Here is a 12,069-nt window from a genome sequence, read left to right as displayed (position 1 = left end):
GGGGACGGGCTCGGGGTTCGTCGTAGCGCCGGCCCACGCGTCCGGGTAGGTCTGGAACCAGGCGAACGTGCTCTCGTCCGGCGCCGTGCCGGGCAGCGGCTCGAGCACCGCTTCGAAACGGCCTTGCTCGGCGCCATCGAGGGAGACGGCCACCGATGCGAACGAGCGCATCGATTTCACCCCCGGCCACGGACCGTCTGGCTCCACGTCGGTTACGACGTAGGTCCAGACGTCCGCCGACCTCAGTCCTCGGAGTCCAGGTAGACGCAGAACGGGTGGCCGGCCGGGTCGAGCAGGACCCGGACGTCGTCCTGCGGCTGGAACGAGGCCAGCGTCGCGCCGCAGGCGAGGGCGTGGTCGACGGCCTCGTCGAGGTCCTCGACCTGGAAGTCGAGGTGCAGCTGCATCTGCTGCTCGCCGTCCACGCGGGGCCACACGGGGCGGGCGTAGCCGGGGTCGCCGTTGAAGGCGAGGTTGAGGCCGCCGGTGGCCGACGGGGCGACGGTCGCCCAGTCGGGGGCGTCGGCGAAGAGCTCCCAGCCCAGCAGCCGGCGGTAGAAGTGGGCGAGCTCGGAGGCGTCGGCGCACTCCAGGACCACGCCGAACCAGGACTTCTCCGGGTGCAGGGCCATCCCCCCACTATGGATCACCGATGAGGTCTGCCGCGTGAGGCCGACTGCCTCTGCCGCCCTCGTGCGCTACCGGGTCACGCCCCGACGGCGGCGCGCACGTCCTCCTGCACCAGCGCCATGTTGATGACCGCCCCCGCCATCGCGCCGGCGGCAGCGGCGCCGACGACCTGGGCCATCGGTTCGGCGACGTTGCCCGCCGCGTAGACCCCTGGCACCGACGTCTCGCGAGTCACCGGGTCGGCGACGACGTGGCGGGCGACCAGTTGCCCGCCCATCTCGAGGTCGGCGGTCTCCGCGCCGAGCGCCTCGAGCACGGTCGAACGTGCGACCACCTTCGAGGCGACGGCCACGGTCGTCACCGGCAGTACGGAGCCGGCCACCTCGACGCCGGTCAGCTGGGAGCCCTCGGCGAGGATCCGGGCGACCTGGCCCTCGACGACCCTCACCCCGGCAGCGCGGACCAGGTCGAGGTCGGCGACGTCGTGACCGTCGGTCAGCAGGCTCACCCGATCCGAGAGCTGGCTGAACAGTAGAGCCTGGTGGGCAGCCGCGGGTCCGGTGGCCAGGACGGCGATCGGTTCGTCGCGCACCTCCCAGCCGTGGCAGTAAGGGCAGTGCACGACGTGACGGCCCCACTGCTCGCGCAGCCCGGGGACGTCGGGGAGCTCGTCGACCGCGCCGGTGGTCACCAGCAGCCGGCGCGCCGTGACGGCACCTCCGACGGCGAGGGACACCTCGAAGCCACCGTCGACCGCTCGCGCCGAGGTGGCCGTCGCTGGGCGCATCTGCACCCCGTAGCCGGCCACCTCCTCGGTCCCGATGCGGACGAGCTCCGCAGGCGGCAGTCCGTCGCGGGTCACGAAGCCGTGCACGCCCTCTGCCGACCGATTGCGCTGCTCCCCCGCGTCGAGCACCAGCACGTCGCGTCGCGAGCGACCCAGCATGAGAGCACCGGAGAGCCCGGCCGCGCCTCCTCCGATGACGATGACGTCGTGATCCATGCTCTCAGCCTCAACGGCTATCGCTAGAGCGACAAGTTACCTTGCCGGTATGGCAAACGGCCTCGGTGATCGTCTGCGACTCCTGCGCGCCGAGCGCGACCTCACCCTGGCCGAGGTGGCCGAGCAGACCGCCATCTCGGTGAGCACGCTGTCGCGGCTGGAGTCGGGTGGCCGCAGGGCGACGCTCGAGCTGCTGCTCCCCCTGGCCCGCACCTACGCCGTCACCCTCGACGACCTCGTCGACGCCCCAGCCACCGGTGACCCACGCGTCCACCTGCGGCCGCGTAGGACGCAGTGGGCGACGATCGTGCCGCTGAGCAACCGCCCCGGCGGCACACGCGTCTTCAAGCAGGTGATCGACCCCCGGCGGTGCGAGCCCGATCCACGCTCCCATGATGGTTACGAGTGGCTCTACGTCGTCGACGGACGGCTGCGGCTGGTGCTCGGGGACCACGACCTGGTGCTCGGCCCGGGCGAGGTGGCGGAGTTCGACACGCGTACGCCGCACTGGTTCGGCTGCGCCGACGCCCGTCCGACCGAGATCCTCAGCATCTTCGGACCGCAAGGCGAACGGATGCACGTGCGGGCCCGCCCGAAGTAACCTCGGCGCGCCATGACCCTCGTTGCCCCATCTCCTCGGGAGGACCGCGTCTCGGTCCGCGACGTGCCCGCCGTGCTGCTCACCGCGGGCCGCCTCATCGCCCGGCACTGGCCGGCGCTGCTGGCACTGAGCCTGCTGGGCGCGGGCATCCGCGCGGGCGTGCTGTGGGCGGCGGTCGAGGTCAGCGACTCCGTGCCGATCCTGGGCCAGCTCATCTTGATCCTGGCTCCGCTGGGGTACCTCCTGCCGATCATCGCGATGCTGCACCTGTGCGGCGCCTCCCTGCCGCGGCTGAAGGAGGTCAGCGCGCAGCGGGCACCTGAGGCCGTCACCGAGGGCCGGGAGCGGCGGCTCGTCGACGTCGCGGTGTCGGTGCTGGTGCCGTTCCTCGCCGTCTACGTCTCCTACGGCCTGCTCGACCAGGACATCTCGCGCTTCCGCAACGAGGCGGCGTTCAACGAGTTCAACCGGTTCTCGCTGCTCCACACGCTGCACTACGACTACGCCGGCCGGCTCGGCATCTACCCCGTGCAGATCGCGCTCATGATCGTGGCGATCGCGTGGGTGCTGCGCTGGACGCTGGGCCGCATCGAGAACCTGACCAGGTTCCTGCTGCTGGCCTTCCTCGGCGCCCTGGTCGAGGTGTACTACACCGGGCAGGTGGCCGGGCAGTCCGTGCAGGTGCGCACCGCCGGCACGAACTGGCTCGACGACCGCGTCGCCGTGCACACCGTGCGCTCGACCTACGAGCGCGTCGTGGACCACCTCGGGTGGTTCGGGCACCCGGTGGACGCGCTGACCACCTGGGTGCTGGGACTGGTCGGGTCACTCGACGCCGTGGTGGTCGTGCCGATCGCCTGGCTCGCCGTCGGCGCGGTCGTGCTGGGCCACAAGCTCGCACCGCCCGCGCCCTTCGAGCACCCTTGGATCGAGCGGCTCACGGTGGTGCCGGCGTGGCTGCGCAAGGGGCTCGCCTCGCTGCTCTCCGACATCGTCGAGCGGTTCTCGGCGTTCTGGAACGGCCTGCGCCTGCTGGGCTCGGCCGGGCTGCTGCCGATGCTGGTGTTCGGGCTCGCGTTCTTGGTGGCGATCCGCATCCCGCTGCTGTTCTCCGAGGCCGTCCGGCTACTCATCGGACCGTTGGACACCGACACCTGGCTGGCCATCTCGCCAATGGAGGCGGGGCTCGGCCTGGCCCTGTCGATGGCGGTGACGGCGCCGCTGCTCGCCGCCGCCCTGGAGTGGGTGCTGGTGCCCTCGCTGCTCAGCGAGGCAGCCGCAGGCTCACGTAGTCCGGCCGAGCGAACCACACCCTGACCTCCACCGGCCGGGCACCGGTGGGCACCAGCACCACCGGCGACGTCGTCCAGGTGCGTGGGCGCTGGTGCCCCTTCTCCACCGCGCCCCGCTTCGCCCCCTTGTACAAGGCGGGAGAGGGGCCCTCGTGGCCGTCGGGTACGCACAGCGTCTGGCTCACCGGGAGGCCGTTGACGTCGTACTGATGACCGGCGGCGTCGACGACGGTGAGCTGGCAGCCGCTCAGCGCGACGCTGGGGTCGGCGCTGAAACCGAGGCGCACGCGGTAGGCCGAGACGCCCGCCTGAACCCGGGTGCGATCCCCCAGGGAGTCCAGGTAGGTCGTCGTCGGTGTCACCTTGTCCACGCGCACCCGGAACCGGTAGGCGGTCTTGCCGGCGGTGTCCTCGTAGGGGATGTCGACCGCTGCGACGTGACCGGGCTTCGCTGTGACCAGCGTGCGGTGCAGGCCGTCGTCGAACCAGAACGTCTTCACGTGGTAGCTCGCCGCGGCCAGCATCGCCACCAGGGCGACCGGCACCAGCGGGAGCCAGAGCCGGTTCGCGCGCCACCACCCCCTGCTCACGACGACCCCTCGGTCAGCGTCAGCGACTTCTGGTCGGCCGTCTCGAAGCCGCCGGAGAAGCCGTCGAGTCCGGTCGTGGTGGCCCAGCCCTTCGTCACGTCGGCCCGGCTCAACCCGAGGGCGATCCGGGCGACGTCGTCGCGCGCCTGGCCCCCGCCCTGGCCCGGCACACCCTGCGACAGCTCCAGCCGGCTGCCCTCGAGCGCGCGCTTCGGCACGTCGAAGCAGTACATGACGTGGTAGCGCAGACCGGTCGGGTAGAAGGCGCCGGGCACGGAGCAGGAGCCCCGGCTGGTGACGGCGTAGGGACGACCGTCGCCACCGAGCAGACCGACGTAGCCCACCTGCTGCGGCTGGCGCTTCGCCGTGATCGTGGCGTAGACGGCGAGGAACCGGCCCGCGGGCGCGGCCGCGCCGCTGGGCGTGCCGAGGAAGGCGACCACCCGCACGTCGGTGACCTTCACGTCGGCGTAGCGCAGCGAGAGCGCGTGGTCGACCCGTCCCGTGCGCACGAACGGCCGGCTCGAGACGTTGCCGATCGGTAGGTGATCGGTGATCGCCCGGCCCAACGCCATCGCGGCGATCAGGGCCACCGCCAACGTCACCGAGCGCCTCACGGCTTGACCTTCACGTCGACCGGAGCCTCGACCAGGAGCCGTTCGGGCACCCAGGCGTCGGGGTCCAAGGTGAGCGGGTCGTCGGCCTGGAAGGTCCAACGACCCAGACCAAGCCGCGGAGCGTCGTCACCCGAAGCGGGCTCCCAGCCGCGTGCCTGCTGGAACACGAACGCCAGCCGGTAGGTCAGACCCGGGTTCACCTGCTCGCTCAGCGAGCTGGCGTCCTTGACCAGGTAGGCGTCCGCGACGCCGGGCCGCGCACCCATGTTCTTGGTGACGATCGCCTTGGAGATGTAGGAGGAGTACTGCGGCTCGTCGGTGCGGTTGTGCACCAGCGCCTCGACGACCAGCAGCCGGTCGTGCTTCCTGGCCGGCTTGATGACGGGGCTGAGCGAGCTGACGGTGACGACCTTCTGCACGGTGACGTCGAACGGCCCGATGTCGTAGGCGCGGTTCAGGTGCAGCGTGGCGGGCTTCGGCGCCGGCTCGGCCTTCAGGCCCCCGAAGGGCGCGGTGATCAGCAGCGCCACCGCGGCGACGCCGGTGACCTTCTGCTTGTTCGAGCGGTTCTTGACGAAGCCGCGGGCGCGGTGGCGTAGCTTCGGACGGCCCTCGGCGGCAGCCGTGGACGCCGCCTCGCCCGCACCCGAGTCCGACACGGGCAGGATCCTAGATCGACGGGCGCCGATCCGCCCACGGTCGCGCGGCCTCGACCTGCGCCGCGAGCGAGAACAGCGCGGCGTCCTCGCCGGGGCGGCCGGCGAGCATGACACCCACCGGCAGCCCGTCGTCGCTCTGGTGCAGCGGCAGCGAGACGGCCGGCATCCCGGTGATGTTCCAGCTCGAGGTCCACGGGGTGAAGCGACCCTGGGCGTGGAAGTCGGCCTCGGGGTCCTCGTCGTCGCGCAGCACACCGACCGGCAGCGGCGGCTGGGCGAGCGTCGGCGTCAGCACCACGTCGTACGCCGCCAGCGCGGCCAGCGCCCGCGCGGCGATGCGGCGGGTCTCGCCGATGGCGCGGCCGAAGTCCGGTCCGCTCACCTGCTCGCCCTGCTCGATCTGCCAGCGCGTCAGCGGTCGCAGCAGGTGGCGCTGCTCGGCGGGCACCGGCGTCACCGCGGTCAGCACCGTCCAGCAGGTCAGGAACACCTCGGCCGCCTCGCGCGGGATCGGGACAGGTACGTCCTCGACCTCGTGGCCGAGCGACTCCAGCAGCCTCGAGGCGTCCTCCCAGGCGCGGTGGCACGCGGGGTGCACCTCGGCGTCCATCAGGATCGGCTCGACGAAGCGTGCCACGCGCAGCCGCCGAGGCTCGACGTCGCAGGCGGCGAGGTAGGGCTGCGTCGGCGTCCAGTACGGGTCGCCCACCGCGCGTCCGGCGAGCACGTCGAGCAGCGCGGCGGCGTCGCGGACGGTGCGGGCCAGGGGGCCGCTGGTGGCCAACCCGATCGGGTCGCCGTAGCCGGGCGCGCTGGAGACGACGCCGCGGCTGGGCTTGAAGCCGACGATGCCGCAGCAGCTGGCCGGGATCCGGATCGAGCCGCCGCCGTCGGAGCCCTGTGCCACCGGCACCAGCCCGGCGGCCACCGCGGTGGCCGCTCCCCCGCTGGACCCGCCGGCCATGCGCGTGGTGTCCCACGGGGTGACGGCCGGCGGCGCGATCGAGGGGTCGGGCTCGGTGTAGCAGGGCGAGCCGAACTCCGGGGTGTTGGTCTTGCCCAGGCTCACCAGCCCGGCTCGCTGCAGGCGCAGCACCACCTCGTCGGAGTGCTGCGGCACGTAGTCGCGCATCAGCACCGAGCCGTAGGTGGTGCGCACCCCGGCGGTGGCGTTGAGGTCCTTGACCGCGGTCGGCACCCCGGCCAGCGGCCCGTCACTGGTGGGGTGGGCGGCCAGCGCTGCCTCGGGCGTGAGGGTCACGAAGGCGCCGAGGCGGGAGGAGTGCTCCTCGATGCGGGCCAGGTGGTGCTCGACGAGCTCGCGGGTGGAGACCTCGCCGCGACGGACCGCCGTTGCCTGGTCCAGAGCACTGAGCTCGTGCAGCTGCGTCACGGCCCCCGAGACTAGTGCGGGCGGAGGGCGTGTCTGTGGACCGGCTTAGTCCGATCGGGTCATAACGTCTGGCTGTCAGGCCAGGAACGGGCGAAACCCCGCGGGTAGTCCTTCGTGCCGCCGATGCTCTGAGCACGTTCGCTTGTCGACCATGGAGGTGCGTGATGGCGAGCATGGTAACCGAGGTGGGGGCCCGATCCCCGCTCGGAACGCTGGTCACATGTGAGTGTGGCCAGGCGCTGGACTGCTGCCACGGGCAGCACTGCCCGCGTTGCGGAGTCACCCTGCACGCCTGATACGAGTTACGAGCGAACTGCTTCGCGAGGGCCCTCACCACGATCCGCCGTGGTGAGGGCCTCGCGCGTTTCCCGGGGTAGTCCAGATCAAGTAGCACCACCGACGGCGTCCGCGGTGGTGTCACTCGATCTGGACTACCTCACCTGGGCGCGGCGCAGGCCGAAGGTGAGGCCGTCGACGAGGGCGCCCCAGGAAGCCTGGATGACGTTGGCGCCGACGCCGACGGTGACCCAGGAGGAGGCGCCGTCGGTGGTCTCGATGAGCACGCGCGTGATGGCGTCGGTGCCGTGGCCCTGGTCGAGGATGCGCACCTTGTAGTCGATCAGCTGGAACTTGGCGACCTCCGGGTACGCCTGCCCGATCGCGCCCCGCAGCGCCTGGTCAAGGGCGTTGACCGGGCCGTTGCCCTCGCCGGTGTTGACGATGCGGGCGCCACCGGCGCGCAGCTTCACGGTGGCCTCGGAGACGGCTTCGGCGTCCGCCGCGCCGGGGGTCTCGGTGATGACCCGCCACGACTCGACCTCGAAGTAGGAGGGCCGTGCGCCCTCGACCTCCTCGGCCAGCAGCAGCTCGAAGGAGGCGTCGGCGGCCTCGAAGGTGTAGCCACGCGACTCGAGGTCCTTGACCCGGGCGGTCACGCGGTCGACCAGGGCGCGGTCGCCGGAGAGGTCGAAGCCGAGCTCGCGGCCCTTGAGCTCGATCGAGGCACGGCCGGCCATGTCGGAGACCAGCAGCCGCATGTCGTTGCCGACGCCCTCGGGCGACATGTGCTGGTAGAGGTCGGGGTCGACCTTGATCGCGCTCGCGTGCAGGCCCGCCTTGTGCGCGAAGGCGCTGGTGCCGACGTACGGCTGGCGCGAGGCGGGCGGCACGTTGGTCACCTCCGCCACCGCGTGGGCGATGCGCGTGGCCTCGCGCAGCAGTCCCTGCGGGAGCACCGGTCGACCGGCCTTGAGCTCGAGGTTGGCCACGACGTTGACCAGGTCGGCGTTGCCGGTGCGCTCGCCGTAGCCGTTGAGCGTGCCCTGCACGTGGCTGGCGCCGGCGTCGACGGCCGAGAGCGTGTTGGCCACCGCGCAGCCGGTGTCGTTGTGGCAGTGGATGCCGACGCGGCCCTGCGTGGTGCTGACGACGTCGTCGACGACGTCGGCCACCCAGCCCGGGAGCATGCCGCCGTTGGTGTCGCACAGCGCCACCACCTCCGCGCCCGCCTCGTAGGCCGTCCGCAGCACCTCCAAGGCGTAGTCGCGGTTGGCGCGGTAGCCGTCGAAGAAGTGCTCGGCGTCGAGGAAGACCCGCTGCCCCTCGGCCCGCAGGTGGGTGACGGTGTCGCGCACCATGGCCAGGTTCTCCTCGAGCGTGGTGCGCAGCGCCAGCTCGACGTGCCGGTCGTGCGACTTGGCCACCAGCGTCACCACCTGCGCACCGCTCTCGCGCAGCGCGGCCACCAGCGGGTCGTCGGCGGCGGCGACGCCGGCGCGGCGGGTGGCGCCGAAGGCCGCGAGCACGGCGTTGTCCAGCCGCAGCTCCTCGCGCGCGCGCCGGAAGAACTCGGTGTCCTTGGGGTTCGCCCCCGGCCAGCCGCCCTCGATGTAGCCGACGCCGAGCCTGTCGATCTGCCGCGCGATGTTCAGCTTGTCGGCCACCGAGAGGTTGAGGCCCTCCTGCTGGGCGCCGTCGCGCAGGGTCGTGTCGTAGACGTCGAACGGGGTGGTCATCTCGGGTCTTCCTGGTCGGGGCAACAAAAAAGCCCCTCGAGGACGAGAGGCCGGCGCGACAGAAGCTCTGTCGCGCTACACGATGATGATGCCGAACTGCTGCACGAGCACCAGTGTGCCACTACCGTCGAGGAGTGCGCACCACCTTGCTGCTGATGGGCCCGCTCAACCTGGTGCTCGTGATCTGGGTCTGGATCGGCCGTGTCGTGTTCGGCGTCGGCGGCTGGTTCATCCTGATCCTGATGCCCGTGGCGCTGCTGCTGCTCGTCGGCCTGGTCGCCACGACCATCCTGGCCTGGACGCAGGACGGCCGACCGCGCTCGCTGACCCGTGGCCAGAGCGTCGCGCAGATCATCACCTGGGTCGGCATGCTCGGCTTCGGCGCGTTCTTGCCCGACTTCGGCGACACCGACGACAGCTACACCTCGTTGCTGAGCCAGCTCTTCGGACGCTCGGACTCGCTCAACAGCGTCTCCTTCACCATCGCCGTCGCGTTCGGGGTGGCGGCCGTGATCGGCTACCTCGTGCTGCTGGTGCTGCTGATCGCCCGACGCCGCACCGCCCCGTTGCTGGCATCCTGACGGCCATGTCCTCGCCGCTGGACGTCTTGGGACGTCCCCATCTCAAGCCCCTGCCCGACGGCCCGGTCACGACCGCGCTGGTGCTCGGCGGCGGCGGGGTCACCGGCATCGCCTGGGAGCTCGGGCTGCTCAAGGGACTACGCGATGCCGGAATCGACGTCACCGCGGCCGACACGGTGATCGGCACCTCGGCCGGCTCGGTCGTCGGCGCCCAGGTGACGAGCCGGCTGGACCTCGACGACCTCTACGCCTCACAGCTGCGTCCGGCCTCCGGCGAGGTGAAGGCCGACCTCGGCCCGGGCATGCTCGCCCGGCTGGCACCGCTGGTACTGCTGCCGGGCAGCCGCCAGACCAAGCGGCGTCGCATCGGACAGGCCGCCGTCGCCGCCCAGCCCGGACCCGCCACCGAGCGGCTGCGCGTCATCAGCCAACGACTGCGCACGCCCAAGGGCGACCGGCTGCACTGGCCCGAAGACCGCGACCTGCAGATCACGGCGGTCGACGCCGAGACCGGCGAGCTACGGGTCTTCGACCGCCACGGCGACGTCGACCTGCTGCACGCCGTCGCCGCGAGCTGCGCAGTGCCGATCGTCTGGCCGCCGGTGGTCATCGACGGCCGCCCCTACGTCGACGGCGGCGCCCGGTCGGCCACCAACGCCGACCTGGCGCGCGAGCGCGACATCGTCCTGGTCATCGCCCCGCTGACCCGTTCCTTCAGCCGGCACCACACCATTGCCTCCCAGCTCGGGCGCACCGGCGCCCGCCGCACCGCCGTCCTCTCCCCCGACCACGAGTCGCTCACCGCGATCGGCAAGAACGTGCTCGACCCGGCCAAGCGACCCGACGCCGCGAAGGCCGGGCTGGCCCAGGCCGCGAAGGTGGCCGCCGAGGTGGCGGCGGGGTGGCCTCAGGGCCGGTGACGGTTCACCACGGTGCCCTGGTGAACGCCCACCTACCCACGGGAGCTCCGGTGGGTAAGTGACGGTTCACCACGGTGCCGTGGGGAACCGTCACCGCAGGTGCTCGGCCACCGTCCGCAGGAAACCGGCGCTCCACGGCGAGCCGGAGGCCGGCGACCAGGTGGGTCCCCCGCCGGCCAGGGCGGCCAGCAGCACGACGACGGCGACGACGCACAGGCCGACGACGAAGAGCCCGGCGTAGTCGCTGCGGGCGGCGCGGTCGACGCTGCGACTCAGCGTCTCCCGGGCTCGCAGCGAGCCGGGGCCCCACCACAGGCACGCGGCGAAGCCGAACCCCATGGCCAGCATGCCGCCGCCCAACGGCGCCCGGGCGACGGCGGCGACGATGCCGACCGCGGCGGCCGCCGCCGCCGACCAGCCGACCAGCAGCACCGAGCCGAGCAGCGCGAGCAGGAGGTAGCCGGGCAAGGAGAGGGTGGTGCGCGGCACGTCGGTCCAGCGCTTGCGCCCTCGCACCGTGCGACGCCGGTGATGGCGCTCGCGGGCCACCGACGCCGTCCGCAGCCCCAGGACCGCGACGAAGGTCAAGATCACCGCGGCGTAGGGCGCGAAGGCCACGGCCGAGGCGACGACCGCGCCGATGCCCATCAGCTGGGCGCGCCGCAGCGTGCGGGAGTCACGGTTGGTCAGCGGGGTCACCGAGGCCGGCAGCGGGTCGGCGGGCAGTGCCCGGGTGGCCGGGGCGCGCTGGGAGACGGTGAACTCGGGTGGCAGCGAGGGCTGCACCGACGACGGCACGGACGATGGCACGGACGATGGCACCGGGAGCGGGACCGCAGCCGGTCGCGCCACGATCGGCTGCGTCATCGGCGCGAGCGGAGCGCTTGGCGTCGCGCGCACCGGCCCCGTGCCCTCGTGCTCGTGCAGCCAGAGCCGGATCTCATGCAGCCCCGGGCGCTCCAGCGGCTCGGGGGCCAGGCACCGGTCCAGCAGCCCGGCCAGCGGCTCGGGCACGCCGGACAGGTCGTGCTCGCCGCGGCGCACCCGGTCCATGACCGCCATCGCCGGACCCTTGCCGTACGGCGGGCGGCCGGTGGCGGCGTAGACCAGGGTGGCGGCGAAGGAGTGGACGTCGGCGGCGCGGGTGGCCTCGTCGCCGTAGAGGATCTCGGGTGCCAGGTAACCGGGCGTGCCCAGCAGCCAACCGGTGTGGGTCAGCCGCGCGTCCTCGGCCACCCGGGCCAGCCCGAAGTCGATGAGCACCGGGTTGCGGCCCTCCATGAGCACGTTGGAGGGCTTGACGTCGCGGTGCAGCACGCCGACCGCGTGCACGGCGAGCAGCGCCTCGGCCAGCCCTCGGGCGAGCCGGTACAGGTCGGTACCGGCGACCGGGCCCTCCTCGCGCACGTACTCGTGCAGCGAGAGTCCGGGCACGTAGCGCATGGCGATGTAGGGCTGCGGACCCGAGGAGTCGGCATCGAGCACCTCGGCGATCCGCGGGCTGCTCACCCGCCGCAGCGACGCCACCTCACGCGCCAGCCGCTCGCGCGCCTCGGCGTCGCCGATGACGTGGGGGCGCAACACCTTCAGCGCGACGCGACGACCGTCGGGAGCCTGCGCCAGGTGCACGACCCCCATGCCACCCTCGCCGATGAGCGCGATGAGCCGGTACTCACCGATGCGCTCCTCCTGCGTGGGCGTCTGGGTCACGCCTCGAGGGTAGTCGGACCGCCCGCCCGGACCGGGTAGTCCGTGACGATCGGACCCT

12 protein-coding genes are annotated in these 12,069 nt (G+C 72.4%); 4 read left to right on the top strand and 8 right to left on the bottom strand.

All coding sequences use genetic code 11. From position 1 onward, the window contains the following. Positions 1 to 242 precede the first annotated feature (242 nt). On the bottom strand, positions 243 to 632 hold the full coding sequence (locus D9V37_RS04230; RefSeq protein ID WP_121804813.1) for a VOC family protein: 390 nt from the start codon (positions 630 to 632) through the stop codon (positions 243 to 245). A gap of 74 nt (positions 633 to 706) precedes the next feature. Then, complete coding sequence (locus D9V37_RS04225) at positions 707 to 1,633, bottom strand: NAD(P)/FAD-dependent oxidoreductase (protein ID WP_121804812.1); 927 nt, start codon at positions 1,631 to 1,633, stop codon at positions 707 to 709. 49 nt (positions 1,634 to 1,682) lie between these two features. On the opposite strand from D9V37_RS04225, the gene D9V37_RS04220 reads away from it, so the two are divergent. Both D9V37_RS04220 and D9V37_RS04215 read left to right on the top strand, forming a co-directional pair. After that, the gene (locus tag D9V37_RS04220) at positions 1,683 to 2,234 is read left to right on the top strand and encodes a helix-turn-helix domain-containing protein (protein WP_121804811.1); all 552 of its coding nucleotides are present in this window, start codon (positions 1,683 to 1,685) and stop codon (positions 2,232 to 2,234) included. A 12-nt stretch (positions 2,235 to 2,246) separates the two neighbouring features. Further along, on the top strand, positions 2,247 to 3,551 hold the full coding sequence (locus tag D9V37_RS04215; protein ID WP_147455862.1) for a hypothetical protein: 1,305 nt from the start codon (positions 2,247 to 2,249) through the stop codon (positions 3,549 to 3,551). Here the strand turns inward: D9V37_RS04215 and D9V37_RS04210 are convergent. The 5 genes from D9V37_RS04210 to cimA form a co-directional block, all read right to left on the bottom strand. After that, on the bottom strand, positions 3,499 to 4,116 hold the full coding sequence (locus D9V37_RS04210; RefSeq protein WP_121804809.1) for a hypothetical protein: 618 nt from the start codon (positions 4,114 to 4,116) through the stop codon (positions 3,499 to 3,501). The genes D9V37_RS04215 and D9V37_RS04210 overlap by 53 nt on opposite strands. Next, entirely contained in the window at positions 4,113 to 4,733 is a 621-nt protein-coding gene (locus tag D9V37_RS04205; protein ID WP_121804808.1) for a hypothetical protein, read from the bottom strand. The genes D9V37_RS04210 and D9V37_RS04205 overlap by 4 nt, the downstream gene beginning before the upstream one ends. Beyond that, on the bottom strand, positions 4,730 to 5,392 hold the full coding sequence (locus D9V37_RS04200) for a hypothetical protein (RefSeq protein ID WP_121804807.1): 663 nt from the start codon (positions 5,390 to 5,392) through the stop codon (positions 4,730 to 4,732). Before D9V37_RS04200 ends, D9V37_RS04205 begins: the two co-directional genes overlap by 4 nt. 10 nt (positions 5,393 to 5,402) lie before the next feature. Next, a complete protein-coding gene (locus tag D9V37_RS04195) occupies positions 5,403 to 6,785 on the bottom strand; it encodes an amidase (RefSeq protein ID WP_121804806.1) in 1,383 nt (460 codons plus the stop codon). A 431-nt stretch (positions 6,786 to 7,216) separates the two neighbouring features. Next, on the bottom strand, positions 7,217 to 8,800 hold the full coding sequence (gene cimA, locus D9V37_RS04190) for a citramalate synthase (RefSeq protein ID WP_121804805.1): 1,584 nt from the start codon (positions 8,798 to 8,800) through the stop codon (positions 7,217 to 7,219). 134 nt (positions 8,801 to 8,934) lie between these two features. Between cimA and D9V37_RS04185 the strand changes: the two genes are divergently transcribed. Both D9V37_RS04185 and D9V37_RS04180 read left to right on the top strand, forming a co-directional pair. Beyond that, on the top strand, positions 8,935 to 9,381 hold the full coding sequence (locus D9V37_RS04185) for a hypothetical protein (RefSeq protein ID WP_121804804.1): 447 nt from the start codon (positions 8,935 to 8,937) through the stop codon (positions 9,379 to 9,381). Between the two features lie 5 nt (positions 9,382 to 9,386). Continuing rightward, a complete protein-coding gene (locus D9V37_RS04180; protein ID WP_121804803.1) occupies positions 9,387 to 10,301 on the top strand; it encodes a patatin-like phospholipase family protein in 915 nt (304 codons plus the stop codon). Positions 10,302 to 10,391: 90 nt separating this feature from the next. On the opposite strand, the gene D9V37_RS04175 is transcribed toward D9V37_RS04180, so the two are convergent. After that, entirely contained in the window at positions 10,392 to 12,011 is a 1,620-nt protein-coding gene (locus D9V37_RS04175; RefSeq protein ID WP_121804802.1) for a serine/threonine-protein kinase, read from the bottom strand. Positions 12,012 to 12,069: the final 58 nt, after the last annotated feature.

The sequence above is a fragment of the Nocardioides mangrovicus genome (assembly GCF_003674065.1).
In the GTDB taxonomy this organism is placed as follows: Bacteria; Actinomycetota; Actinomycetes; order Propionibacteriales; family Nocardioidaceae; genus Marmoricola; species Marmoricola mangrovicus.
The sequence above is the reverse complement of the archived record's forward strand: the minus strand, read 5'-3'. Positions and strand labels throughout refer to the sequence as shown.